At 62.6% G+C, this 25829-nt stretch carries 28 protein-coding genes and 1 pseudogene; 25 read left to right on the forward strand and 4 right to left on the reverse strand.

Annotated elements, in window-relative coordinates; genetic code table 11:
* Position 1: 1 nt before the first annotated feature.
* Complete coding sequence (locus tag V6W80_RS15025) at positions 2-937, forward strand: ATPase, T2SS/T4P/T4SS family (RefSeq protein WP_338544690.1); 936 nt, start codon at positions 2-4, stop codon at positions 935-937.
* The gene (gene pilV / locus V6W80_RS15030; protein WP_338544691.1) at positions 934-2370 is read left to right on the forward strand and encodes a shufflon system plasmid conjugative transfer pilus tip adhesin PilV; all 1437 of its coding nucleotides are present in this window, start codon (positions 934-936) and stop codon (positions 2368-2370) included. The genes V6W80_RS15025 and pilV overlap by 4 nt, the downstream gene beginning before the upstream one ends.
* A 288-nt stretch (positions 2371-2658) precedes the next feature.
* Here pilV and V6W80_RS15035 read toward each other — a convergent pair whose 3' ends face one another.
* The gene (locus V6W80_RS15035) at positions 2659-3804 is read right to left on the reverse strand and encodes a site-specific integrase (RefSeq protein ID WP_338544692.1); all 1146 of its coding nucleotides are present in this window, start codon (positions 3802-3804) and stop codon (positions 2659-2661) included.
* Positions 3805-4000: 196 nt separating this feature from the next.
* On the opposite strand from V6W80_RS15035, the gene pilM reads away from it, so the two are divergent.
* Both pilM and V6W80_RS15045 read left to right on the forward strand, forming a co-directional pair.
* Positions 4001-4408: a type IV pilus biogenesis protein PilM gene (pilM, locus tag V6W80_RS15040; protein ID WP_338547445.1), complete on the forward strand. Its 408-nt coding sequence runs from the start codon at positions 4001-4003 to the stop codon at positions 4406-4408.
* A 177-nt stretch (positions 4409-4585) separates the two neighbouring features.
* Positions 4586-6610 (forward strand): DNA topoisomerase III, encoded by a 2025-nt coding sequence (locus tag V6W80_RS15045; RefSeq protein ID WP_338544693.1) that lies wholly within the window; start codon positions 4586-4588, stop codon positions 6608-6610.
* A 790-nt stretch (positions 6611-7400) separates the two neighbouring features.
* Here V6W80_RS15045 and V6W80_RS15050 read toward each other — a convergent pair.
* The gene (locus tag V6W80_RS15050; protein ID WP_338544694.1) at positions 7401-9386 is read right to left on the reverse strand and encodes a sigma-54-dependent Fis family transcriptional regulator; all 1986 of its coding nucleotides are present in this window, start codon (positions 9384-9386) and stop codon (positions 7401-7403) included.
* Positions 9387-9568: 182 nt separating this feature from the next.
* On the opposite strand from V6W80_RS15050, the gene V6W80_RS15055 reads away from it, so the two are divergent.
* From V6W80_RS15055 to V6W80_RS15065, 3 genes are read left to right on the forward strand one after another with little or no spacing between them, the layout of a single operon-like run.
* The gene (locus tag V6W80_RS15055; RefSeq protein ID WP_338544695.1) at positions 9569-10585 is read left to right on the forward strand and encodes a Gfo/Idh/MocA family oxidoreductase; all 1017 of its coding nucleotides are present in this window, start codon (positions 9569-9571) and stop codon (positions 10583-10585) included.
* A gap of 4 nt (positions 10586-10589) precedes the next feature.
* Positions 10590-11378: a TIM barrel protein gene (locus V6W80_RS15060; RefSeq protein WP_027601785.1), complete on the forward strand. Its 789-nt coding sequence runs from the start codon at positions 10590-10592 to the stop codon at positions 11376-11378.
* Positions 11379-11424: 46 nt separating this feature from the next.
* Complete coding sequence (locus V6W80_RS15065; protein WP_338544696.1) at positions 11425-12351, forward strand: sugar ABC transporter substrate-binding protein; 927 nt, start codon at positions 11425-11427, stop codon at positions 12349-12351.
* A 182-nt stretch (positions 12352-12533) separates the two neighbouring features.
* Here V6W80_RS15065 and V6W80_RS15070 read toward each other — a convergent pair whose 3' ends face one another.
* Entirely contained in the window at positions 12534-13424 is an 891-nt protein-coding gene (locus V6W80_RS15070) for a LysR family transcriptional regulator (RefSeq protein ID WP_338544697.1), read from the reverse strand.
* Between the two features lie 97 nt (positions 13425-13521).
* Between V6W80_RS15070 and V6W80_RS15075 the strand changes: the two genes are divergently transcribed.
* Both V6W80_RS15075 and V6W80_RS15080 read left to right on the forward strand, forming a co-directional pair.
* Positions 13522-14715, forward strand: a complete 1194-nt coding sequence (locus V6W80_RS15075; RefSeq protein ID WP_338544698.1) for an MFS transporter — start codon at positions 13522-13524, stop codon at positions 14713-14715.
* Positions 14716-14745: 30 nt separating this feature from the next.
* Positions 14746-15498: an SDR family NAD(P)-dependent oxidoreductase gene (locus V6W80_RS15080; protein WP_027601781.1), complete on the forward strand. Its 753-nt coding sequence runs from the start codon at positions 14746-14748 to the stop codon at positions 15496-15498.
* A gap of 250 nt (positions 15499-15748) precedes the next feature.
* On the opposite strand, the pseudogene V6W80_RS15085 reads toward V6W80_RS15080, so the two are convergent.
* Positions 15749-16249, reverse strand: a pseudogene (locus V6W80_RS15085) (beta-ketoacyl-ACP synthase II); the annotation flags it as partial.
* Positions 16250-16654: 405 nt separating this feature from the next.
* On the opposite strand from V6W80_RS15085, the gene V6W80_RS15090 reads away from it, so the two are divergent.
* The 16 genes from V6W80_RS15090 (at position 16655) to V6W80_RS15165 (ending at position 25766) form a co-directional block, all read left to right on the forward strand.
* A complete protein-coding gene (locus tag V6W80_RS15090; RefSeq protein WP_338544699.1) occupies positions 16655-17074 on the forward strand; it encodes a hypothetical protein in 420 nt (139 codons plus the stop codon).
* 78 nt (positions 17075-17152) lie between these two features.
* Positions 17153-17329: a hypothetical protein gene (locus tag V6W80_RS15095; protein WP_280309237.1), complete on the forward strand. Its 177-nt coding sequence runs from the start codon at positions 17153-17155 to the stop codon at positions 17327-17329.
* Between the two features lies 1 nt (position 17330).
* Positions 17331-17456 (forward strand): hypothetical protein, encoded by a 126-nt coding sequence (locus tag V6W80_RS15100; RefSeq protein WP_280309235.1) that lies wholly within the window; start codon positions 17331-17333, stop codon positions 17454-17456.
* Positions 17457-17756: 300 nt separating this feature from the next.
* Positions 17757-17975, forward strand: a complete 219-nt coding sequence (locus V6W80_RS15105; RefSeq protein WP_042133154.1) for a hypothetical protein — start codon at positions 17757-17759, stop codon at positions 17973-17975.
* Between the two features lie 103 nt (positions 17976-18078).
* Positions 18079-18549: an STY4534 family ICE replication protein gene (locus V6W80_RS15110; protein ID WP_338544700.1), complete on the forward strand. Its 471-nt coding sequence runs from the start codon at positions 18079-18081 to the stop codon at positions 18547-18549.
* A gap of 141 nt (positions 18550-18690) precedes the next feature.
* Complete coding sequence (locus tag V6W80_RS15115) at positions 18691-18858, forward strand: hypothetical protein (protein ID WP_338544701.1); 168 nt, start codon at positions 18691-18693, stop codon at positions 18856-18858.
* A gap of 51 nt (positions 18859-18909) precedes the next feature.
* Positions 18910-19158, forward strand: a complete 249-nt coding sequence (locus tag V6W80_RS15120; protein ID WP_338544702.1) for a hypothetical protein — start codon at positions 18910-18912, stop codon at positions 19156-19158.
* A gap of 72 nt (positions 19159-19230) precedes the next feature.
* Positions 19231-19788: a hypothetical protein gene (locus V6W80_RS15125; protein WP_338544703.1), complete on the forward strand. Its 558-nt coding sequence runs from the start codon at positions 19231-19233 to the stop codon at positions 19786-19788.
* Positions 19789-19845: 57 nt separating this feature from the next.
* Positions 19846-20358: a JAB domain-containing protein gene (locus V6W80_RS15130; RefSeq protein WP_430707813.1), complete on the forward strand. Its 513-nt coding sequence runs from the start codon at positions 19846-19848 to the stop codon at positions 20356-20358.
* Between the two features lie 82 nt (positions 20359-20440).
* On the forward strand, positions 20441-20800 hold the full coding sequence (locus V6W80_RS15135; protein WP_338544705.1) for a hypothetical protein: 360 nt from the start codon (positions 20441-20443) through the stop codon (positions 20798-20800).
* A gap of 279 nt (positions 20801-21079) precedes the next feature.
* Positions 21080-21784: an ABC transporter substrate-binding protein gene (locus V6W80_RS15140; protein WP_338544706.1), complete on the forward strand. Its 705-nt coding sequence runs from the start codon at positions 21080-21082 to the stop codon at positions 21782-21784.
* A 168-nt stretch (positions 21785-21952) separates the two neighbouring features.
* Positions 21953-22267 (forward strand): hypothetical protein, encoded by a 315-nt coding sequence (locus tag V6W80_RS15145; protein ID WP_338544707.1) that lies wholly within the window; start codon positions 21953-21955, stop codon positions 22265-22267.
* Positions 22268-22542: 275 nt separating this feature from the next.
* Complete coding sequence (locus V6W80_RS15150) at positions 22543-23175, forward strand: DUF3275 family protein (RefSeq protein ID WP_338544708.1); 633 nt, start codon at positions 22543-22545, stop codon at positions 23173-23175.
* A gap of 76 nt (positions 23176-23251) precedes the next feature.
* Entirely contained in the window at positions 23252-23617 is a 366-nt protein-coding gene (locus V6W80_RS15155) for a hypothetical protein (protein WP_338544709.1), read from the forward strand.
* A gap of 65 nt (positions 23618-23682) precedes the next feature.
* The gene (locus V6W80_RS15160; protein WP_338544710.1) at positions 23683-24261 is read left to right on the forward strand and encodes a hypothetical protein; all 579 of its coding nucleotides are present in this window, start codon (positions 23683-23685) and stop codon (positions 24259-24261) included.
* A 53-nt stretch (positions 24262-24314) separates the two neighbouring features.
* Positions 24315-25766, forward strand: coding sequence for a DUF6094 domain-containing protein (locus V6W80_RS15165; protein WP_338544711.1), 1452 nt, complete (start codon positions 24315-24317; stop codon positions 25764-25766).
* Positions 25767-25829: the final 63 nt, after the last annotated feature.

The following is a 25829-nucleotide window of genomic DNA, read 5'->3' on the forward strand; positions in this document are numbered from 1 at the left end:
CATGAGCCTGATCACGCAAGCCAACTTCGTCGACCTCTTCCTCGGCCCGGACTTTTCGGACGTGAAGGGCCTCGACGGCTCCGGTAGCCGGCGGGAGTCCGCGCCGGCTGCCTGGAGCACTGAGCTGCAGGCGCTGCGCGAGCAATGCCAGGCAAAGTCGACGGAGTTTGGAGATCCGGAGTTCTCGCTCGTCCAGGACGGCATCGTCCTGCGGGTAACGCAAATCAAAGACGCCTTTTCGGAAGACGTCTTCATCATCCGCAAATCCAATGCCCAGATCCGCCCCTTCCACTTGCTTGGGTTTCCCGAATCGCTGGCCACGGCCATGCTCAGTGACCAGGTGCGCGGCCTGGTGATCTTTTGCGGCGAGATGGGCACCGGCAAGACCAGCAGCGCCGCCTCGCTGATCGCCGCCCGCCTGCAGGCTTGCGGCGGCACGGCGCTGGCCATCGAGGATCCGGCCGAGACCAACCTCAATGGTCTACACGGCGAGGGGCGCTGCATCCAGATGCAGGTATCCCGGCGCACGGGAGGTTACGAGGAAGCGCTGCTGCGCGCCCTGCGCACCGGTGCTGACATGATCCTCATCGGTGAGATCCGCGATATCCCAACTGCTGTTCAAGCGGTACGCGCCGCCATCAATGGTGTCTTCGTGGCCACCACCTTCCACGCCGGCAACCCTACCCAGGCGCTTGAGCGGGTCCTGGCCCTGGCCAGCAATGAGATCAAGAACGCCCGCGAAATCCTGGCTCAGGGTCTGGTAGCGGTGGTAGCTCAAACGCTGGAAACCCGTAATGACCGCCGCATCCTCAAGGTGCGCAGTCTGCTGGTTACCGCAGAAGACGGGCCCAGCATCCGCGAGAAGATCCGCGCCGGACAAATCGCGCAACTGGACCAGGACATCGACAACCAACTCAAACGAGACCTCTGGGGATGAATACCTCACGCCGCTACGCCTCACAGCAGGGCTTCATCGCCCTGGACATGCTTTTTGGGCTGATCGTCCTCGCAGCTGTCATGACCGGAGCTGCGGTCATGATCGCCAACCAGATGGACTCTCAGAACTACCAGATCGCCGCAAACCAGCAAAAGCAGGTCGCAGACGCCGCCGCCAAGTACCTCAAGGACAACTTCGCCACGGTCTACGCCGCGGCCGGCACCACAACACCGGCGCAGATCACGCCGGCAATGCTGCGCAACACCAACTACCTGCCGACGGGCTTCGCCGATGCCAATGCCTTCGGTCAGACCTTCGTCGTGCTGGCCAGACGGGTAGCGAACAACCAACTCGAGTCTATCGTGCTCACCACCGGCGGCCAGGCCATCGACGAGATGGGTACCCGAGAAATCGCCGAAAATCTCGGCGCCCCGGGTGGCTTCGTGCCGGTGGCCAACACCGGCATCATCCAGGGTGTACGCGGAGGCTGGTCGCTGACGCTCAGCAACTACGGTGTGAACCCGGGCGCGGGCCATACCGCCAGTGCCCTGTTCCTCCAGGACGGCACCCTGGCCAACGACTATCTCTACCGCAACGCCATCGCCGGCAAGCCTGAGCTGAACCGGATGAACACTGCGCTCAACATGGGCGGCAACGACCTGAACAATGCGGCCAACGTCACCGCCTCCGGCACGGCCAGCATCAGCGGGGATGTGAACGCTGGCCGCAACGTCAACGCCACGGGCAACGTGAACCTCAACGGCACGGTCACGGCTGGCGGAGACCTTCGGGCTGGGTCGATGTACCTGCAAGGCAATGCGACCATGAACGGTAGTGCCACGGTCGGGGGGAATGTCGCTGTCACCGGAGACACAACTACCGGCTCGATGTATGCGCGTGGCAACGTCCAGGGCGTCACCGCCAGCATGTCTGGGGAGACCTACACCACGGGCTGGTTCAGGACCCGAGGGGACACGGGCTGGTACAGCGAGAAATGGGGCGGCGGCTGGCACATGATCGACAGCGACTGGATCCGGGCCTACGCAGGCAAGAATGTCTACACGCCAGGGCAAATGCGGGGCAACAGCCTGTTCTCGGAAGGTCGCACCTACGTCGGGGAGTATCTACAGCTCAACGGCACCGCAAGCGAGAACGCAGGCTGTAGCCCAAATGGGATGGTCAGTCGCACGGGAGATGGCTTGCTACTTTCTTGCCAATCCGGTGTGTGGCGTCGCAATGGGGGCGGCGCACCGACCTGCACGGCGTACACCATCAATGGTTACGACTCCAATGACGCGACAACCTGGTCGTGTCCTGCTGGCTACACCAAAACAGGCTGGGATACCGGTGGACAGAAGCAGCGTTCGGCTTCTACCGCAGGTCTTGTGGTCGGTCAGAACGACTATGCCACGGTGTTCTGCTGCAAGTTCTAGGGTTACGGCAGGGACACTGCCTCAGGGTTTGTAGCAACCATAAGAGATGCAGGGCTGGCATCCACCGACCGCGATGGAGAACTGATTGTAGGTCTGATATCCAGCCGGACAGCTGCAGGCACCGGTGTAAGGGTTGGCGGTACCGCATCCGCCCGGGGCCCAAGACGCGGCGAAGAAAGTGCCGCCCCAGTGGGTATCCGCCGCCTGCCGCTTCCACACACCGGATTGGCAAAGCAGCATCTACCTCTCGTGGAGCTAGCCTGCCTGATATCTCTGCGTAAAAAGGTGTCAGGCAGCCGGAGGGTTGGCTTGCAACGACTCGACATCAAAGCTTGGCAGCATCACCACCTTGGCCGTTACAGGCAGAGCCGTTAGGTATTCGTCGGGCTGTGGAATGACGAGGCCCTGCACGAACAGGTGAAGAAGGTGCTTCAGTAACAGCGCTTGCGCTGCCTCAAGCGCCTGATCGAGTGTTGGGGCTTCGGCACACATGCCCTCAAAGTCAGGCACGACTACGCGGTACCCATGGAGAACCGGTATCCAGGCCGCCGGATAGGGGACGAGCAGGTCCAACACGGCTTGCCGGCCCCGATTGCGATGCCCTTCCAGCTTTCGGACCAGCCGCGTCGCCCGCAGATGGGTGTAACGCTTGAGCATGCTGAGTGACTTGTGCCCGCTGATGGCCGCCACCTCCATGAGATCGAGAGTGCCCAGCTCGAATAGTCGCGAAATCGACTCATGCCGCAGGTCATGAAAATGCAGATCGGCGATACCAAGCTTTTGTAGCATGAAGCGCCATGTGCTCTTGAGACCGTTGGCGGTGTACCCAAATACCGCTCCCGAGGTTTGGGGCTCCAGACGCATCAACACATTCCGAGCCTTGACGCTCAAAGGTACGTCGCGCTTCGTCCCATTCTTCGTGTCATCTAGGTGGATGATCCGACTACGCAAATTGACGCGCTCCCATCGCAACCCCAGCAACTCGCCTTGCCGCATGGCGGTCTCCAAGGCGAGGCTGACCAGTGCGGCCAGATCCTTATTGGGATGGGCATGGGCGTATCGCATGATCAGCCGTTCTTCCCGCGGCAGGAGCCGACGGTCTCGCCCAGCCGGGGGTTTAGGTTTGCGCACCTGGACGACCGGGTTCTGCTCGCAGGCGCCCCACTCGATCCTCGCAATGTCGAACAGGTTGGATAGCAAGGCCAATTCGAGCCGAACGGTTGAAGTGGATAGCACCTGACCGGTCACCGGATTTCGGTGCAGAAGACGAGCATCGCGGTAGGTGGCAATATCAACCGATGTGATCTCTCGAAGTGCCGTCTTCGCCATCGGGACACGACGCAGTTGCTCGATCCGATAGCTCTCCTGCACATACCCCTTCTTCAAGATCGAGACCTGACTGCGATAGCGCTCAAGCGCTTCATCCAGGGTCATCTCCACTCCCTTGCCTCTGCTGCCGTCAAACAGGCGCGCGAGTCTAGAGGGGAATACTAGGATCGTCAGCTCTGGAGCAACCCTCAGAGGTTTGATTACGGTTGCTGCTGGCGTGTTGGGAGAGACTTGAAGCCTGATAGGCGCTCATGCTTAGGAGCTTCTCTCTATGCCAATTCTTTGGGTAATCCTGACAGTAATGATCGCCACCACCGGACTGCTTGCAGACGGTGAACGACTGTCTAGCAATAGGACAGCGGCTGTGGATGTCGAAGCCTTAGCCTACAACCTGCTGATCTACCGAAACGCGCTAGCGGAGTACGCCTACAACAACCCGGGGGTCGCTGGTGCACCGGCAGACTCCGCGCTGGCCCTGCCGACCTGGTGGGCCCACTCCGCAGGAGTGAGCGGCTATGTGCAGGGGGGATCCAGCTATGCCTACTACGCGGCCCCGCCCAATGGCTTGGTCACGACACTGGCGGAGCTCACAGAATCGGCCGCGGTGGGCTACGCCAACGGTGGCCAGTTGGTCAGCCCTAGCTCAGGGGCGACTGGGGTAGTCCTTCCTGCAGCGATACCCGCCGGCGCGGCTGTGGCCTACCGCTAAGCACCTTTTTTCAGCCAATAGGACAGCGCCACAGAACGGAAAGGCTCCAGCCGTTTGCGGGACAGCTGTGTCCCAGGGCAACCATATCGGGAGCAGATTCGGTTAAGCGCTGCCCTTGTATGACACACCTGCCACCGTTCGCCTTGTAGGCCAGATGGCCATCGACAGGGGAATCCCATGCGTGTGTTTTTGTGCGAGAAGCCCAGCCAGGGTAAGGACATTGCCCGGGTGCTCGGCGCCACTGGGCGCGGTGAGGGCTGCATTCGCGGCCAGGGCGTGGTCGTCACCTGGGGGATCGGCCATCTCCTCGAGCAGGCCCCACCCGAGGCCTACGATCCGCAGCTGAAGTCGTGGTCGTTGGATGCATTGCCGATCCTCCCGGCAAGCTGGAAGGTCGAGGTCAAGGCCAAGACCAGCAGCCAGTTCAAGGTGGTCAAGGCGCTGCTCAGGGAGGCGACCGAATTGGTCATCGCGACAGACTCCGATCGCGAGGGCGAGATGATCGCCCGCGAACTGCTGGAGCACTGCAGCTACCGCGGGCCCATCCAGCGGCTATGGCTCTCAGCGCTCAACGACGCCTCGATCCGCCAGGCCCTGGCCAGCCTCAAACCGGGGGCGGAGACCTTTTCCATGTATCACTCGGCGCTGGCTCGCTCCCGGGCAGACTGGCTGATCGGCATGAACTTCACACGGCTGTTCACCCTCCTCGGCCGCCAGGCTGGCTACAGCGGGGTGCTGTCGGTAGGACGGGTGCAGACGCCTACCTTGCGCCTGGTGGTCGACCGCGATCGGGAGATCGCCCACTTCGTCCCGGTGCCGTTCTGGAGCTTGGACGTGCTGCTGGCCGCCAACGGCCAGACCTTCACTGCCCAGTGGCGACCTGCTCGCGACATCACCGATGACGAGGGGCGCTGCCTTGACCAGCGCCATGCCCAGGCTGCGCAAGCGCGCGTCACTGCGGGATCTACCGCCATTGCGGTGTCGGTCGAGACCGAGCGGGTCAAGGAGGTAGCGCCTCTGCCCTTCGACCTGGGCACGCTGCAGGAGATCTGCTCGAAGAAGCTCGGCCTCGGGGCCCAGGAGACCCTGAACGTCGCCCAGGCGCTGTATGAGACGCACAAGGCGACGACCTACCCTCGGACCGACTGCGGCTACCTGCCCACCAGCATGCTGCCGGAGGTGCCGGCCGTGCTCGAGGCGATCCGTCGCATGGATCCGTCCATTGCCCCGGTGCTGGCCAGCCTCGATCCGGCGCAGCGCTCGCGGGCCTGGAACGACGCCAAGATCACCGCGCACCACGGCATCATCCCAACCCTGGAGCCCGCCAGCCTGGCGGCCATGAGCGACAAGGAACGGGCGGTCTACAGCCTGATCCGCGCGCACTACCTCGCCCAGTTCATGCCCCACCACGAGTTCGACCGGACGGTGGCTGCTTTCGACTGCAACCAGGTGGCGTTGCGGGCGGTGGGCAAGCGCATCGTCGTGCCTGGCTGGAAGACACTGTTCCTGGCCGCGCCTGCTGCTGAGGATGATGAGGACAGCAAGGAGAAGGACCGCTCGCAGATCCTGCCGCCGCTGCAGAACGCCTCCCGTGCCCAGGTGCAACAGGCCCAGCTCAAGGCGCAGCAGACACAACCTCCCAAGCCCTACACCGAAGGCGATCTCATCAAGGCGATGAAGACCGTGGCCAAGCTGGTGACCGACCCGCGGCTGGCCGCCAAGCTGAAGGAAACCACCGGCATCGGCACCGAGGCCACTCGGGCCAGCATCATCCAGGGCCTGATCGATCGTGGGTTCCTGCTCAAAAAGGGAAAAGCGGTGCGGGCATCCGACGCCGGCGTCTCGCTGATCGCCGCGGTGCCGCCGGCCGTGGCCGACCCGGGCACTACCGCCATCTGGGAGCAGGCCCTGGACATGATCGAGGCTGGCACCATGCAGTTGGATGATTTCATCGCCAAGCAAGGCGCCTGGATCGGCAAGCTGGTCGCCCAGTACCGCCAGACCACGCTCAGCATCAAGGTCCCGGAGGGTCCGTCGTGCCCGCTCTGCCAGGGCAAAATGGCTCAGCGAAAGGGCAAGAGCGGCGACTTCTGGTCGTGCCTACGCTACCCCGACTGCAAGGGCCTGGTGAACATTGAAACGTCAAAAGTGAAAGGCAAGGGCGGCCCAGGGAAAGCCAGGCGAAGCGGCGCTTCCGCGTAGGATCGGGGCCCTCGGGAGCTTTCTTGCCTTTGTCACGGTCAGAGCCCCATAATGCAAGCGCTCCACCCCGCTCGCGCACTGGCGGTCATCAGTGGCAACCCCGGAGTTTCTCGACCTGGTCTTGAAGCTCCACCCCCAAGAGCACGCTAAGCATCGGGTAGGGCGTGTAGATCTTTGCGTGATGCTCTCCCTGTGTCTCCCTGCTCCGCAGCTGACACGCAGCCGTCTAACTTCGTGATAAGCGGGTTTACAGGCACATAGGGCTCACAGAAGGTTCGGTGCACACTGTACTTCGGGCCAACCTGGTGTGTTGGCCCACACTGTTCCTCCCCTTCAGCTGCGTTCGAAGGGTAGCCTGGTCCTCTCGGCATCGCCTGGTGGACGAGGCTACCCCTCGGGTAGCCTTCCTCTCTGCCGGTGCCCGCCGGCGCAAAAATGGGATCCCTTTGTGCGCGGATGCGTGCCTTGCGATTACTGGCCCTAGCCACGATAACGGGTCGGGTGAATGCGACGATCATCAGGACGGTAGGTCAATGCCCAGGGACCACCAGTGCCGGTGCTCACGCTCACAGGTGGCATCTTTCTCTTTAGCTCCACTAAGCCTCACCCTCGCCGAGGCGCCTTGCTGCTAGACCCAGCGCTGCGCCTGGCGCGCTTCTCCATTGCGATAAAAAACGCCGGCCTACAAATTTCAAAGATAAAACGGCACCATCCCTCTCGATGGAAATCCCTGCTCGCCTATCTAATGCTTTCGCCGGATCTGAACTCAAAGAACTCACGCGGAGCACGCTTATTGCTCTGACCTAAAGTCAGCCGCATCCAGACTATAGCGGCGCAATTTCACATAGAGCCCAGCGCGGGAAATTCCTAGACGCTTAGCGGTTTGCCGTAAATTACCGCCGGTTTGTTTGAGAGTCGCGCAGATCAGGTCGCGCTGGCTCAGCTCTATTGGCGTCAGGGCGTCACCTATCACGCCCTCGGACGCAGTTCGACCCGGCAGGCTAAACGGTAAGTCCATCGGCTGGATGAGCGCGCCTTGGGCTAGATTCATCGCACGCTCGATGACATTCTCAAGTTCCCTCACGTTGCCGGGCCAGCCGTGCGCAATCAGTATTGCCAGAGCATCGTCGGCGACGGCCAGCGGCGGCCGCTCCAAGGTCCGGCCCAAGCTCTGAAGGAGCGTCGCCACCAGCATCGGGATATCTTCGCGGCGCTCACGCAGCGGTGGAACCCGCAGGGTAAGGACATTAAGGCGATAGAAGACGTCTTCGCGAAAGCTGCCACCCGCCACCGCCTGAGCCAGGTCTCGATGAGTCGCGGCGATAATCCGGACGTCCACCGCCTGGGCCTTCTTGGCACCGACCCGGGTCACTTCGCCCTCCTGGAGCACCCGCAGCAGGCTCACTTGGGCCTCCAGGGGCATGTCGCCGATCTCGTCGAGAAACAGCGTGCCGCCATCAGCCAGCTCGAACTTCCCTGCCGCACCGCCACGAGCAGCTCCAGTGAAGGCGCCCTCGACATGGCCGAACAGCTCGCTCTGCACCAGGTCGCGTGGGATGGCGCCGCAATTCACCGCGACGAAGGGCCCATGCCGCCGGACGCTAGCGTTGTGGATCGCCTGGGCGAAAAGCTCCTTGCCGACCCCACTCTCCCCCAGCACTAGCACGGTGGCTTCGCTGCGGCTGGCCGCCTGCGCAAGACGCAGGCTATCCTGCAAGGCCAGCGAACGCCCCTGGATATCGTTAAAACTGTAGCGCGCTCGGGTGCCCAGCAGCTGACGAGTGATCTCGCGGATGCGGCGATTCTCCCGTAGCGACAGTACCCAGCCACCCTGGGCGATGGGCGCGACGGAGGCCAGGCACGGCAAACCGCTGCCGTCTGGTAGCAACAAGGTGAGGTCGCGGTCCTGGCGTTCCCAGCGACGATCCAGCCAGAGGTCGAGGTCGGTGTCCTGGGTGATGAGGTTGGCAAAGGGGCGCCCCCGCTGTCGGTCGTCGAGCTGCAGCAGGCGTCGCGCATAGCCGTTCAGGCTACGGATGCAGCGGTCTTCGTCGAGCAGGATGACGCCTTCGTTGAGGACCTCAAGCACTCGCTGCTGCTCGTCCAGCAGCGCGGTGAGCGCCAACTGGCGGGAGATCGCATCGGCCGCGGCCTGGACCGTGCCCAAGGTATGGCAGTGGAAGTTGCCCACCGCCGCGGTGAGGGTCAGGGCGCCAAGCAGCCGTCCCTGGGTATCGCGCACCGGCGCCGAAGCGCAGTGCATCCGCCGCTCGCGCAGCTCGCGCTTGAAATTCTCGCCCGCCAGGACGAATACCAGCCGCTGCTCGCGCAGGGCCAGGCCGGTGCAGTTGGTGCCCTGCACCGACTCAAGCAGACGACTGCCCAGCGGTGTGAGATCCAGCCCGCAGGCGGCCAGGGTCACGCCCTCGGCATCTGCCAGGTTGAGGTGCCCGTCCGGGTTGTAGCGCAACAGCTCGGCCATGACCGGCGCGGCGATGTCCAGGAGCTCGCGCTGCCGCTGCAGCCGGCGGGTCAGCTCCTGCGACTCGACAAACTCGTAGTGGAATTCCTCCGCGACGATGCCCGCCGCGCGGCTGCGCAGCCAGGACGCCCGGATCACCGGCCGCACCCGGACCAGTTCAGTGGCCCCCGCAAGGCAGTCCATCCAGGCGGCATCCAGCTCGCGCTGGACACCTTCGGCGGCCGACGGCCACTGCAGCTCGCTGACGAATCGCAATTCCTGCGTCAGCTCGCTCGGGGGGACCTGCTCCTGCATCTTCGGCTCCTCGTCCAGTCTTTGGACATGTCCAGCTGGACATGTCTTTTTTATAGACATAAACGCCTACTGGCAAGGCCTGCAGCCCGGTACCTGGCTGTCTTTCCTGCCCTGGCATGGCGGTTGCTCTCTCACTGTCGGGCGCATCGCCCACGCCTATAACAACCACAAGAGAACGCCTCATGCCCAAGACGAAGACTCCCCTCTCCCTCGGCCTCATCGGTACCGGCCGCATGGGCACCTTCCATGCCACCGCCCTCGCTCGGCACCTCCATGGCGCGCGGCTAGTCGCCCTGGCCGATCCGGCGCCCGGCGCCGCTGCCCGGCTTGGTGAGACCCTGGATGTCGCCCATATCCACACCGATCCCCAAGCGTTGATCGAGGACCCCGTCGTTGAGGCTGTGGTAATCGTCGCCCCCGCCCGCAGCCATGCCGAGCTGGTGGTGGCCGCCGCCCGCGCCGGCAAGCCGGTGTTCTGCGAAAAGCCCATGGCCGTGACCCTCGAGGAGGCCGACAAGGCCATCGCCGCTTGCGCTGAAGCAGGTGTCGCCCTGCAGGTGGGCTTCAATCGGCGATTCGCCACTAGCTTCCGAACCGCACGTGAGCTGATCACCCAGGGACGCATCGGGCCCCCCCAGCTGCTGCGCTCGCTCACCCGAGATCCGGCGCTGCATAACCCGGCGGCGGTGAAGCCCTGGACCATTTTCCTGGAAACCCTGATTCACGATTTCGACACCCTCAACTTCTTCAACCCAGGTGCCCGGGCGAAACAGGTGTACGCGGTAGCTGACGCCCTGGTGCGTCCGGACTTCCGCGACCAGGGGCTGCTGGATACCGCCGTCGTCACCGTCCGCTATGATAACGGCGCCATTGCCACCGCCGAGGCCAATTTTCAGGCGGTATATGGCTACGACGTCCGCGGCGAGGTTTTCGGCAGTGCAGGCATGCTGACGGCAGGAGACGCACGTACCAGCGAGCTGGTCTGCTACGGAGCCGAAGGTATCAGCCAGACCACCCAGCGCTCCGACGCGGAATTGCTGCGCGACGCCTATCTGGCCGAATTGCGAGCTTTCGTCGACGCCGTGCGCCAGGGCACGCCGGTACCAGTAGGTGGCGCCGATGCCCGGGCAGCGCTGGCTATTGCCCTGGCCGCCATTGAATCGGTGAAAACCGGCCAACCGGTCGCCGTCGCGGAGTGATGCCATGAGCTCGTCACCCTTCATCCTCGCTGTCAGCGCCGAAATGGTTTTTCTCGACCTGCCCTTCGTCGAGCGCGTCCGCCGCCTGCATGCCTTGGGCTTCGCCGTCGAGATCTGGGATTGGACCCGCCATGACATCGACGCCCTGGCAGCTACCGGCGCGCGCTTCACCTCCATGACCGGCTACGTCTCCGGCGATCTGGTCAGCACCGAGGGCCGCGCTGCTCTGCTCGCCAGCGCTCGGGAGTCCCTGGCCGTGGCCGAGCGCCTCGGCTGTCCCTCGCTCAACCTGCACGGCACCGGCCTGGACAATCGCGGCCTGCCGGCCAATCCCCTGACATCGGTCAGCGGCGGCCAATGGCTGGCAGCCGCTACCACCCTGGCGGACATCGCACGTCTGGGCGCGAGCGCCGGCAAGGTCTTCCTGCTGGAAAACCTCAACACGGCCGTGGATCACCCGGGCGTTCCCTTCGCCCGTGCCGAAGAAACCCTTGCCCTGATCGAGGCCGTTGCCAGCCCTCACCTGCGCCTGAATCTGGATCTCTACCATGCCCAGATCGGCGAAGGAAATTTGATCGAGCTGATTCGTCGTGCAGGGCCGGCCATAGGCGAGATTCAGGTAGCCGATGTCCCCGGGCGCTGCGAACCAGGGACCGGCGAAATCCACTACCCGGCGATCGCCCGAGCACTCGCCACCCTCGGCTATCGCGGTGTGGTCGGCCTCGAAGGCTGGGCCTCGGAAGGTGATACCGAGCGCGCCTTGGAACGTTTCCGAACGGCCTTCTCGCTGTAGTCCCGGCTCACCACTGCAACATCAATAACAACAAGAGGAAACCGCCATGATGCTTCGCAAATTACTCTGCGCTACCTTTGCCTTCGCTCTGATGCCTTTCGCCCTGGCCGATTACCGCATTGGCGTCAGCATCGCCAAGGTCGACGATAACTTCATGACCTATGTGCGTCGTAATCTGGAAGAGGCCGGTAAGGCCGAAAAGATCAGCATGCAATTCGAGGACGCCCAGGGAGACGTCGTGCGTCAGTTGAACCAAGTGCAGACCTTTCTGGCGCAGAACGTGGATGCGGTGATCGTCCTACCGGTGGATACCGCCGCCACTGTCAACATCACCCGCGCCGCCACAACGGCCAAAATTCCACTGGTGTACGTCAACCGGCGCCCAGACGATCCCAAGCTGCCCGCCGAGGTGGTCGCCGTGGCATCAGACGACCTGCAGGCCGGGCAGTTGCAGGGGCAGTTCATCGCCAAGCAACTGAACGGCAAGGGCAGCATCGCCCTAATCATGGGCGAGCTCACCCAGAACGCCACCCGCGGCCGGTCCGAGGGCGTCAAGGAAGCGCTCAAGGCTTATCCAGACATCAAGGTGGTCGTCCAGCAGAACGCCGACTGGGACCGCAGCAAAGGGATGGACCTGACCAGCAACTGGTTAACCGCCGGGACCCACTTCGATGCCATCGTTGCCAACAACGACGAAATGGCCATAGGCGCCGCCATGGCGCTGCAACAGGCCGGAATGGGCAAGGGTCAGGTTCCGGTAGTGGGGGTGGATGGCCTACCCGACGGCCAGGCGGCGATCAAGCGCGGACTGCTGGCCGCCTCGGTGTTCCAGGACCCACGCGGCCAGGCCGTGCAGGCGGTGCAATCCGCGCTCAGGATGATCCGCAAGGAACCGGTCCAGGCGGATGTCTGGGTGCCGTACGAGCTGATCACAGCGGATAATCTGGCGGGCTACGCGGCACGCTTCAAATAGATCGCGACCCCCTCGCTGCCTGAATCTTGGCTGACTGGCCCAACGGAGCCGCCAGCTTGGCCAGGATCGGCGCCGACTGCAGGGGTGACCATTCGGCAGGCGATTTGCGCTTCGCTGGCAGGTACCCAAAGTGGGATTGGCAATGCCGCGCGCCCTGACCTCCCCTCCTCGCGCCAGCGACTTCAGCCTGCGCTCGGGGCGGTTTGCAAGCGCTGCCGCAGTTCGTCGATGAGCAGGCGCACGCGCGTGGGCACGTTTCTGGACGAAGGCATGAGTGCCCAGATCGGTAGGTTCTGGGCTTCGGCATCCGCAAGGGATAGAGGTAGCAAGCGCCCCGTTGCCACTTCCGCCTCGACGTCCCAGTAACTCAACATCGCCAGCCCCATCCCGTGCAGACAGGCCTCCTTCACTCCTTCCGCGCTGCTACAGGCGAAGCGTCCAGGTATGGGGAACAGGCGTAGATCGTCCCCGACCATAAAGGGCCAGGACGTCATGGCCAGAGAGCGCAGGCCCTGGTGCTGGGAGAGGTCGCCAAGCGCGCCGGGTGCCCCGTGCCGCTCCAGGTAGACGGGTGCCGCGTACAGAGCGCGGGGATTGTCCGAAAGCTTTCGCCCCACCAGGCGCGAATCCTTGGGATGCGCCAGGCGAATCGCGACGTCGATTCCCTGCTCGACGATGTCGATTAGATCGTCGCTGAGGATGAGTTCCACCTGCAAAGACGGCTGTCGGCGCTGCAATTCGCCGAGCAGCGGCACCAGCACGGCACGACCGAGGAGATGGGGACAGGTCACCTTCAGGGTTCCAGAGGCGATCTCCGGGTCGCTGGTGACGCTGCTCCGGGCGGCCTCGCCTAGATCCAGCAAGGCACGGGCATGGCCGAGAAAGGCCTCCCCTTCCGGCGTCAGTGAAATCGAACGCGTCGTGCGGTGCATCAGGCGAACGCCCAATTCGGTTTCCAGAGCGGCCAGGGATCGTGAAATCGCCATGGCGCTGACGCCCAGGCGCCGCCCAGCCCCGGCCAGGCTGCCTACCGCGACAACGCTGACGAACACATCCAGGTCTTTGAGATTCATTCTAACGAAATTCGTTATACAGCCAGTCATTCAGGTCCGATAGTGCCCGCAATCCAGCGGATTTACCATTCGATTCGTTATTACTGGATCAGCCACCATGTCCAACGTATCTATCTCGCACTCAGACACCAGGCAGCCTGCCCGCTGGGCGATCTTCGCGCTGACACTGGCCGCCTTCGTGATCGTCACTACCGAGTTCATCATCGTGGGCCTGCTGCCCGCGCTGTCGAGGGACCTCGGTATCTCGGTGGCCATGGCTGGCCAGTTGGTCACGCTTTTCGCCTTCACGATTGCCCTCGCCGGCCCGTTCATGACCGCTTGGTTGTCACGCTACGAGCGCCGCCGGCTGTTCGTCGTCATGGCGATGGCCTTCGCCCTGTGCAACGCCGCCGCCGCTATGGCACCTAGCTACTGGGCCCTCGTGGTGGCACGGGTGATCCCGGCAGCGCTCGTGCCAGTCTTCTGGGGCATCGGCAGCGAAGCCGCCGGACAGCTCTCATCCCGGGAAACTGCCGGCAAGGCCGTGGCCCACGTCTACTTCGGTGTGACCGCAGCGTTGCTCTTCGGCATTCCCCTGGGCACGGTCCTGGGGAATGCCATCGGCTGGCGTGGCGCCTTCTGGGTCCTGGCAGCACTGTCCCTGGGCATGATTCCCCTGCTCCTCCTCGCCCTGCCGCGGATCCCGGCGGGTGCGCGTCAGAACCTGGGCTCCCAGGTATCCCTGTTCAAAAGCGCCTTCTTCCTGGCCAATCTGGGCCTGTCGCTGGCGATCTTCACGGCCATGTTCGCGGCCTACACCTATCTCGCCGACCTGCTCGAGCGTTCCGGAGGCGTTCCGGCCGCCCACGTCGGCTGGTGGTTGATGGGCTTCGGTACCGTCGGCCTGGTCGGCAACTACCTCGCCGGTCGCCTGGTGGACAAGCACGAACAGAAAGCGAGCGTGCTGTTTTGCACGCTGCTGGCAGTCGGTGTGGTGTCGGCATCCTTTGTCGCGGAGCAGTCGCTCCCCTTCGTCGCGGCCCTGGCCGTCTGGGGCATCGCCCATACGGCGCTGTTCCCGCTGTCGCAGATTCGCGTCATGAACGCGGCAACTACCGGCAAGGCGCTGGCCGGAACGCTCAACATTTCGGCAGCCAATGCCGGTATTGGCCTGGGTGCGCTTCTGGGTGGCTGGGCTATCGGCCACGGCGGCATCACCCTGGCGTGCCTGGGAGCGGGCGTTCTGATCGGAGCCTGTGCGATCGCAACCCCGCTTGTGGAAAGCAGGCGGCCGACCCGCTCGCCTCGCTGACGATCATCTTTCGACCTAACAGGAGTACTTATGGATCTGCAATTGAAAGGCAAGACCGCCGTTGTCACCGGAGCGAGCCAAGGTCTGGGCCGCGCAATCGCCTTGGAGCTCGCCCGGGAAGGCGTCAGGGTGTTTGCCACTGCGCGCAGTGAAGAGCGGCTGGCCAACCTGGTCCGGGACGCTGCAGCCGAAGGTTTGGCACCGATCGTCACCTTCATCCAGGATTTCCTGGATGTCGATGCCGCCAGGAACATCGCCGCTCAGGCGCTCGAAGAAAGGGGACACGTCGACATCCTCATCAACAATGCCGGTGGCAGTCGGCCGATCGACATGATCGGCGAGGATTCGGTGTGGGAAGAAACGATGACGCTCAACTTCGATCGCCACCGCCAACTGACCCAGCACCTGATCCCACAATTCGTCGAGCGCAAGCAAGGCGCGATCTTGAATATCACCGGCACCTATGAAGCCCCCGTCGTCAACGCCGGATCGGTCGCGAAGGCGGCCATGGCCGTCTGGTCCAAGGGTCTGTCCAACCAATTGGGGAGGTACGGCGTCACCGTGAATGCCCTCCAACCGGGCCTACTCGATACCGCGCAAATCCGTCGCCTGTTCCCCGGTGACGCTCGCAAGGAGTACGCCCAGGCGCATATCTCGCTTGGTGACTTCGGCGAACCCCAGGACGTGGCCAACATGGCGGCCTTCTTGGTATCCCCGCGGGCGCGCTACGTGACCGGCTCGGTGACCACCGTGGACGGCGGCATGCGCTACTACTCGTTCTAGGGGCTTTCGGTGCCCCTGAACGGCCGCCCGGGTGGATGAGGATGCCGGACAGGCGTCGAGCGGGCGACGTAGCAGAGGATGACCCGCCTAAGGCCGCCACGGGCTCCTGCTCATCCGTGTCCGGCCACCCGCTTTGGGATAAAAAAAGGGAAGAGAAAGGGCTCTTCCCAGTGGGCTCAATCCGTATCCGAAACAGGCGCAGGGAAACGCCGTTCCTACCGCTGCGTCGAGCCCGAGACTGCGCGAGGGCCTATGCCCCGGCCCAGCGCTTGAACACCACGCTGGCGTTGACCCCACCGAAGCCGAATCCATTCGACAGCGCGTATTCGATGGGTAGCTGCCGTGCCTGCAGGGCAACGAGGTTCAAGCCTTCGGCAGCCGGATCCGGGTGGTGCAGGTTCAGTGTCGGCGGCACGAACTGATCCCGCAGGGCGAGCACGGTAAAGATGGCCTCGATGCCGCCCGCGGCGCCCAACAGATGCCCGGTGCTCGACTTGGTCGAGGTGATGGCCACCGGGGACGCGTCGCCAAACACCGCACGGATGGCCGCCAGCTCGCCCTTGTCGCCCACCTGGGTGGAGGTGGCGTGGGCGTTGATGTGCTGGACCTGGGTCGCGTCGATACCGGCCTGGCGCAGCGCCTGCGTCATGGCGCGGCGGGCGCCGCTGCCATCTTCCGGGCCGGCGGTGAGATGGTAGGCATCGGAGCTGGTGCCATTACCCACCAACTCGGCCAGGGGCGTGGCGTCCCTTGTTGCGCGACCATCAATAGTTCTACGTTAGGGGTTTGGGCGAGGGCTTCTCGGCCAGGCAGTGCTCAGTGTTTTTCTCCTGTGTCGCTACGCGAGACCGCTTCGTCCGCTCGAATCTCTTCACAGGCCCAATTGACAACTACGGTGCAGCTGAACATTCTTGCCCCATGTTCCGCTGACGTCGTCAGCAACATGCCCAGGCAGCTCTGGATCTCAAGACTGCAAAGTGGTCACCCACGTCGATCCGAACCCATAGTTCGCCAAGCTTCCGGAGGCGCGAACGGTTGACCGGTTCTACCGGTTGATGGAGGCACCTCATACATCTGCTCTACCTACCCAGCGGGGACACACTCCCCCGCCCGGGATCAGTGTTTCTCCGCATTACTCACCTGCAGGAGAAACACCATGACCACCCCTACCCTGAGCTATCGCTTTGGCGAATCCGTCGGTACTGCCCTGCGTGAAATCATTCGCTCCGTGCGTAATGCTCAAGCGCAGGCACGTGCTGCGCGTCCGTCCATAGCACCGGCTGAACGCCGTGTAGTCGAGTTTCCGCAACCGATCGTATCGGCTGCTGTGCTCGAGGAGATGGATCACGTGCCGGCGTTCGTTCGCCGCAACGCGATCGACCTCAACACCTGGTTCAAGCAAAACACCCAGGAAGCCCAGCCTGAAAAGCCCAAGCGCGAGCGCAAGCCGCGCAAACCCAAGGCTGCCGCCTCTGTCACTGAGCCCGTCCAGGCGCCAGCGCCCCGCGTGCTGCGTCCGGGCTCCTTGGATCAGTTGATCGCCCCGTTCGACCCTGAGGTCGCGCTGGCTAGCTGATTCACACCTTACCCACCCCTGTCGGGAAACCTCCCGTCAGGGCGGTTTTCCTGACGTCATCTGAACGAAGGAGAGCTGATGGCTATCAAAAAACAAACCGCTGTGGCAGAGGATCTGCGAAAGGTTGGTACCACCTCGGTGGCCGCCGGCATCGTAGGTGTCTTCCTCAGCGATCACCGACTGTTGACGGCTTGTGCCCTCGCAGTAGGTGTTCTAATCTGGTTCATAGGTATCGTCCTTACCGTGGAGGAATGACATGAGTCAGACCGCCTTCGGCATCCTCATGCTGACCTTTCTTTTGCTCGTCTGCTCTGGCATGGCGATTTGGGTCACCTGGCCCAACTTCAAACTGAAAGCGCAGAAGCTGCTGCGATCTCACTGAATGATCCACACCCCTAAAGCCCTCTTCGGAGGGCTTTTTCATTTCTGGGGTATTGACAAGCGATACGGCCCTGAACATTCTGAGGATGTATGGCGCTGACGTTGTCAGCAACATGCCCCAGGCAGTCTCGGATCTCACGACTGCAATGCGTCCCAAGCGCATCGATCCAAACCCAAGTTCGCTAAGCATTCGGTAGCGCGAACGATTGACCGGCACCCCCGGTTGATGAATGCACCTTCCACCCACCCTCGACGGGACTACCCGTCAGGGCCGGTCTCCGTCAAACCCTGGAGACCTTCCATGAAAAGCGGTCTTGCGTTGTACCAGGCATTGCGCTCCATCGATGTCCCTGATGACAAAGCAACTGCTGTTGTCGATGCTCTGGAGTCCGATATGCAAACTCACCTTGCTACCAAGGCTGATCTCGCACAGCTCGAACTCAAGCTCACTATCCGCATGGGCGTCATGATTTCTACTGCTGTCGGCGTTCTGCTGGCCGCGATGAAATTCATGCACTGACCTGGCACTACCCTTTCTGGCTACACCCACCCACGCGGGGAATACTCTTCCCCTCCCGGGCAAGGTGTTCTCCGTTTTCACCTATTGAAACTGGAGAGTCACCATGAGCAACCAAGCCAACGAAAGCCAATACTTCGACCTGCACACCACCGGTATCGGTTACCTCAACCGCATCCGCGAAGTGAAACCCAAAGGCAGAGGCGTCAAGCCGTTTTTGGCTGTCACCGTAGCAGCCCTGTGCGGCAGCAAAGAAGCGGTGGAATACCGCTACATCGACTGTAATGTCGTCGGCGCCGAAGCTGAAAAGCTGGTTCGCCGTTGCATTGACGCCGTCAACGCTGAGAAGAAGGTTCTCGTGTCCTTCCGCATCGGCGATTGCTGGGCTGATCCCTTCACCTACTCTTCCGGACCGAAGCAGGGACAACACGGCGCAAGCCTGAAAGGTCGTCTCCTGTACATCGGCTGGATCAAAGTGGAAGGTGAGTTCGTCTACGAAGCCAAACCGCGCGACGCAGCCTCGGCTGAGCAGCAAGGTACGGATCAAGGGAACGAAGGCGACCAATCGGCCGCTTGAGTCACCCTGCTCTTCCAGGCGCCCACCGGGCGTCCCTGCTCTACCCAGGCTTTGCCACCTTTCTCTTCGCACACCCATCCGGGGGCACCATCCCCGGACCGGGGCATGGTGATCTCCATTAGCTGAATTTTGGAGCCCATCATGCAAGTCATCGCCACCATCAAGTCCGAGCTGCCCGCCCTGCCCATCGTTGCCGAAGTCTCCTATGACGACGTCACCGAAGAGCTGCTGAGCAGCGACCTGTTCTGCGACAACGCCTGGTTTCTGTTCGAGATGAACGACACCAGCACTGACCGCGTCCAGGCCTGACTGACCACACCCTATAGGCGCCCTCGGGCGCCTTTGTCTTTTGGAGGCCCCATGGCTACCGATACCCTTGCAGGCTTCGGCCGGCTCGCCTTCGAATCCGGAGGCAAACACTTTCCCCTTCAAGTACTGCGCAGCAACGCGGGCTATTACATCGGCACTGTCGATGAGGTTGGCTTTCCGCTGAGTCGCGAGTCGAAGGAGTACTTCCGCAAGCAGGCCGAGGCTGACCAAGCCCTGGCAGAAGGCACCTGGACCCAGCACGGTTTGTCGTCGCTTGTTCCTGCCTTGCTTGGCTTCTAACCCGCTTCGTCTACCCTTAAGGGATTCATCATGCCTTGAGGGCATGATGAATCTCAGGACGTTGGAGGCATCATGGATTTGATTATTCAACACTTCGAAGGCCAGGCCTTTGTCAGCAACCCGTACGTTCCTGGTACGTCCCTTCGCCAAGACCTCTTCGAGCGGCAGTTCACCATCACCCTGCACGGGTCGATGGAGCGCTTTGAAGACTCCGGTCGTGGCACCTTCCACATCGATGGCTACGTCCAGCTTGGCCAGTGCGGCCTGCTCGATGACATCCTGCCCATTGCCTTGGAGGCAGTCCGACAAGACCGCTATCCGACACCTGCAGCAGCGCTCGACTTCTACCCGAAACGGATCTCCGTTTCCGATCGCCATGGCCACCTGGTCATGGTGGGCAAGGTGGATCGTGAGAGCCGCCGCATCGACTGGATTGACCCCTGCCGTACAGCCGAGGAAGAGAAGGCGGTGCTGGCCCAGATCCAGCTGTTGCGTTCGCGCTCCGCGTTCCAACACGGCTGGGACAACTTCAGCACCTCACGACTGCTAGACACCGACGCTGACCTACTCAAGGGCCGGCTCATTCACAAAGCCTGGCGGCCGCACGTTCGTGCCCTGCTGAGCGCCTGATCTCACCCACACCCATCAGGGGACACCGTCCCCTGGGGGCGGTTGTCCGCCAACGCTTTGGAGACAACCATGACCAACGTCCATACGCTCGACAGCACCTCGGCCATACGCGCTCGCGAAGAAGCCATCATCGCCGAGGCCAAGGCCATCTTGGACCAGCGGCTCTTCACCCGCGGAAGGGGCCTCAATAGCCCGGATGATGTCCGCAGCTACCTGAAGCTCAAGCTCGCTCCTGAGCCCAACGAAGTCTTCGCCGTCATTTTCATGGATACCCCTTTTCGTGTGATCACGTTCGAGATCCTGCAGTACGGCACCATCGACAAGGCCTTGATCAGTCCTCGACACGTTGCCCAACGCTGCCTGCATCACAACGCGGCTGCGGTCATCGTGGCGCACAATCACCCCTCCGGTAGTCCCGAGCCTAGCGAGGACGATTACAGCCTCACTGAACGTCTGCGAGACGCGCTAGCGCTGCTGGATATCCAGCTGCTGGATCACTTCATCGTGGGCAAAGGCCAACCTCTCTCGATGGCGGAAGCCGGACGTTTCACCTTCGCCACCTCGAGCTGATACAGCCCCTGGTACTACACCTTCCATTCACCTACCCAGAGGGGCTGACCCTCTGGGCAGCTCCTCGCCCGAGGAGTCATCAATGAACAATTCGTCCACCTCCACCGCCCAGTCAGTAACCGAACACAGCGGCCTGGTAGCTGTCCTGACCGATCTACAACGCCAAGGGTGGCGCGCCTCTGAACTGTGGGATGGCGAGGCGTGGGGGCCTATCCACGCAAGCTGGTCCGCTGATGAGATCGCTAAGCACGCGGCAGAAACGGACTTAGCCAAGCTGCGCTTCCTATCGGAAAGCCCCGCCGGCCACGAAGGTGTGATGCTGCTGGTATGGGGCAATAGCCCTATCGAGCTGATCGCCGACATCACCATGGCGAACGGCTTCAGTGAGGCCGTCGAACTGGCCCAGCGAAGCGTTTGGCCGAACTACCCGGAGGAGGAATAGCCATGTGCTGGACCTGCCCGCAGTGCGGCTCTGCTGACGTCTCAGCCGAGGGGGGAGTGACACCACCTCGACCCGACATCGATGCGCCCGAAGATGCTGAGTCCGACTGGGACGACACCTGCGAGATGACCTGCAACGCCTGCCAACACCAGGATCTCTCGTTGTTCTTCGCGAAGGACCTGGAACAACCCTAACCCTAGCTCTGCTGAGCTCCATCAACCACCACACCACCCAGAGGGGCCGACCCTCCGGGTGGCTCCTCTTCCTGAGGAGAGCCCCATGACCACCCCCAACCCTTTCATTCGCGGCTACCAGGACCTGTTTATCCGCCGCGAGCTGCTGATTACGTACGACGAGCACTTCGAGCCTTGCTACCGACAGATAACGGCCGAGCAGCAGAATGCAGCCGACGACCAACTGGTAGGCCACTACAGCGTCTTCAACGAAACTCATGCCCTGGCTATCGAGCCGGAGGAAGTCACTGCTGACCAGCACACGCTCTACCCGTCCACTGGACAGGTACGGGCGGTGGTCTATGCGCTTCGTGCCATTGAGAATGGCGAGGAGATTCACCTCGGTGACACTGAGACGCTGGCTAGGGCCCAAGGCCTGCTCAAGCGGATCCAGTTCGAAACCGGCTTCTACAGTCGAGCGTTCGAGATCACCTCGTCCCATCTGCCCGATGACGAATGGGATGACCTGCAGGACCTGGTGCAGCACGCTGACACCCAGCAACTGATGTTCGAGTGCTTCACCCTGCCAGACAGCGACGCCGTCGGCTTCAAGCTGCACGGTACGCCCTGGACGGACGAGCACCTGAACGATCTGGAAGGGTTTGGGCTGTCGGTCCTGCAGGCCAAGCACCACGAAGAAGGCTTCATGCCGGAAACCATACGGGTGCTCAGCCTGGCAGGCCAGGCCGACGTCAGGATCCTGATCCTTGATCCCAATGGCTGCCTCCTCGAAGGGTTGCCACTGTTCTAAACTCTTACCAAAAGGCGCCTTACGGCGCCTTTTTCCGTAAAACAGCCCGATAAATTGCTCACTCACATCGATGGAGATAGATTTGTAATCGATGAGCTTGAATTCAGCGTTAAAGTTGGAGGCTCAGATAATCCCGCTCTTGACCGAAGTAAGATTGGAGTCTGAACAATGCCCATCAAAACTGACTTTTCTGGAATCAAGCAACTCCAGCAAAACCTCTCCGAAATCGCTTCAACCACGCAGGTACCTTTTCTCGACCTAATGAGCCCTAGCTTTATTTCAGCTCATAGCCGGTTTGATAACTTTGATTCGTTTGCTCGAGCAGCAGGGTATGAGGTTTCCACTCAGGAAGATTTACTGGCCATCCCAGATGAACCGTGGGATGAGTTCGTAAGACAAGAAACGTCTTTCGCCGACTGGAACGAAATGCAACACAGGGCTCTTGGGCAGTATCTGCAAGCCAAGCTGCACCAAGGCCTGTAGATCTACGTCTTGGTGTTAAACGGGAGTGCGCCGGCTATTGACCCCCAGCCGGTGTGCTTTCAAAATCGCCTCTACATGCAGCTGACGTTGTCAGCCTTGCCCAGGTGGTCAGGATCTCAAGACCACGGCGCCCTGCGCTGATCCAACCCCAAGCTTGCCGAGCATCCGGTAGCGCAAGCGGTCGGCTCCGCCGATGGATGCACCTCTCACCGTTTTCTCCCACAGGGTACCCATCCCCTGCTGGGCATGGCGTGCCCCTATTCACGAGGACCGCCATGATCAAGATCTCCGGCCATCTGGCCATCCGCACCATCCAGGGACGCAACGGCGCTTTCAACGTCGGTCGGCTCTCTACCTCTATCGGCGAATTCGTCATCAAGGACGCTGTGCTCGAGCAACACGTCGAGGGCAAGTACCGCGGCGAATTCGTCATCACCGAGATCCGTGCATCGTCCTACAGCACTGGTGGCCGCCTGGTCATCGAGATTCGCGCGCGCCTGGACAGCATGGTACTGGAGGACCTCGACGCCCTGACGGCCTACGACAACGCGCAGATCGATACGCAGTCGCCGGATCCGCTCGATGAAGAGCAACCTGTCCCGACACCGCCGCGAAAGGCTCGACCACAACCTGTTCGTCCCGCCAGGCCTGCTAGTTCCCCAGCATCGCCTGCAGACGACAACGCACCATTCGGGATGCCGGTATCACCAGCAGCTGCTCCGGTAACGCCTGCGCCTGACGTCGATGAGGCTGACCAGGAGCTCTTCGGTACCGTCTGGCCACTCGGCGAGACAGTGCGACTGGACTCCACGGTCGACCGGCAACGCCTCAGGCAGCAATGCCAACGGCTGAGCGAGCTGGGCTACGCCATGGACTTCAAGTCGCAGGCCTGGAACCGCGCGGCCTGACCTCACCTTCACAACCACACCCGGCTGGGACCTCTCCTAGCGGGAAGGCCTGGTCATCACCTAAAGGACCTTCCCCATGGGCTGGCTGTTTTCTCACCCCACGCGCGATGCGCTGATCTCTGAACTGACCGCCAACGGCGAAACCGACAACTGCACCCGCACGGTCATCGATCATCACCTGGTCGACAACGTGCTGTGGCAGATCGTGATGCTGGTACCCAAACGCGATGGCGTCGTTCGTGGCGTCGCCGCCGGCGAAACCTGCACCTTGATCGGTTGCGACCTGCTGGATGTTCACGGAGGCCGCTGGGGCCACAAGTCACTGGATGAAAGCTCGGGCCCCTTCTACTGGAGTTGCCCGCTGCACTTCCTGCCCAGGGCCACGCACGGCATCAACCTCGAATGGCGCGAAGGCGTCCGGCGATACCACGCGGCGCGCTGAGCGTCTTCCCTCACCCACCTCGGGGCAACCGCCCCTGGGTGCGTTGCCTCCACAAGGAGCTGACGATGCCCCTCTACCCTATCGATGAGTGCCCCGATCTGCTGGTGGACGCCTGCGTCTGCGATGAAGAAAGGCGGCTGATCTTTCTCTCGGCCTGGGGCCGCGACACCGCTGTCCAGGAATTCCTGGCCAGGCTCACCTTGGGACGCAGCGAAGGCGGCCTCGAGCAATTCCACCTGGTCCAGAGCGGTCGCAGCCTGCCGGTCTTTCCGGACGCTGAGCGAATGGAGAAACGAACGACCCGCCAGCTGCGCGGCACCCTGTTTGGCAGCCTGCTTCACGTCTGGCTGTTCGACGGGCGCTGCGCGGTACCGGATCGCGCCAATCACCTCGCCTACGCCCTGGTGCGCGACAACATCGACCCCCTGGCCAGCCTCTGGCCGCTGGTAGTCGACACCTGCCCACTCCCGCTCCTACCGCACTGGCAGGAACTGGTCATGGAGCTGCTCCTGCAGGAGCAGATGCTCGAGCGCCTACCTGGCGCCTTGGGCGACCTGGCCGGCTGGCGACTCCGACTCAAGCTCGACGAGCTGCAGTACCACCTTGGCCAGCGTATCCGCGCCGGTCAGCTCACCACCTCCTGATCGGGCCGCCTGCGGCCCCTCTCCTTCACTTTCCCAACACTGGAGCTCCGACCATGGCCCTGATGTTTCCGCGCCTGGCGCGCAACTTTGCCAAGAACGGCTATTACCCCACCGACGAGGTCACGCTCGAACGTACCTTGCAGGCCCTGACCCCTGCCTCCACTGGCTCCATGCGGATCCTCGATCCGTGCGCCGGCGAAGGTGTGGCTCTGGCGGAAGCTGCTCATACGCTCGGGCGTGAGCGCGTCCAAGCCTGCGCCGTGGAGTACGACCGGGAGCGTGCCGAGCACGCCCGTGGCCTGCTCGATCGCGTCCTGCAGGGCGACCTGATGGACACCATCGTCACGCGGCAGGCCTTTGGGCTGCTGTGGCTCAACCCACCCTATGGCGACCTGGTCGCCGACCACAGCGGCGCCACCCAGTATCAGGGCAGCGGCCGCCGGCGACTGGAAAAGTTGTTCTATCAACGCTCGCTACCGCTGCTGCAATACGGCGGGACCTTGGTGCTGATCGTGCCGCACTACGTCCTGGACGATGAGCTGTGTGGCTGGCTCTGCAATCACTTCACCGGCCTGCGGGTCCATGCGGCTGCGGATCCGACCTTCAAACAGGTGGTGATCTTCGGCATCCGCATTCGCCGGCAGGATCTGGCAAGACCTGCCGACGTCAAGGCAACCAGGGAGCGTTTCCGTGCGATCGGCAGCAGCGAGGCCTCGGCCGAACCGCTACCGGAGGTATGGCTCGGGGAGCCCTATGGGGTGCCAGCCGCCGTCACGGAGCTGGACCACTTCTACCGCGTCACCCTGGAGCCTGAGCAGCTCGCCCTGGAAACAGGTCGGCTGGGCGGACTCTGGAGCGACTTCACCCTGCACTTTGGCCAGGCTGGCCAAGTACCACGACCACCGGTCAAGGCACTATCGCAATGGCACCTGGCCCTGGCTCTCGCAGCCGGGGCCATCTCGGGCGTTGTCACCTCTCCCAATGGGCGCGTCCTGGTACTCAAGGGCGACACCTACAAGGAAAAGGTCAGCCGCACCGAGTTCACCGAGGATGAGGACGGCAACGTCCTGGAGTCGCGGATCCTGACCGACCGTTTCGTGCCCGTCATCCGGGCATGGGACATGACACCGGGATCTCAGACGCTGGGACAGGTCCTGACCATCACCTCGGCGCCGGCAGCGGCCGAGCCACCACCCCCTGCAGCACCTGAACCGCTCCGGCTACCGGCTGGACGCTTCGACCCTGGTCGGATCGTCATGACGGCAGCGGTGAGCGAGCTGGTGGAGCGCGGTGAGCTCAACCCCGTGACCTACCTGCGGCGTCACCTGCAGGCGGATTGGGGCGAGCTTGACCAAGAGGACAAGCGCAGCAACGACCAGGCCCTGCGCCTGGGCAATCGGCTGTTCTCCAACTACGAGACCCCGATGTCCGATGAGCCCCGGCTCTGGATCATCACCGAAGCCGATCGCAGCGTGACCACGCTGCTGTTGCCCTCGGACTACTGACCTACCCCGCCTACGGCGGTACTGCTGCATTACCTCAACCCCCTGGGTACGCCGATACCCATC

Origin of the sequence: Pseudomonas benzopyrenica, from assembly GCF_036884265.1 — a bacterium.
Classification (GTDB): domain Bacteria; phylum Pseudomonadota; class Gammaproteobacteria; order Pseudomonadales; family Pseudomonadaceae; genus Chryseomonas; species Chryseomonas benzopyrenica.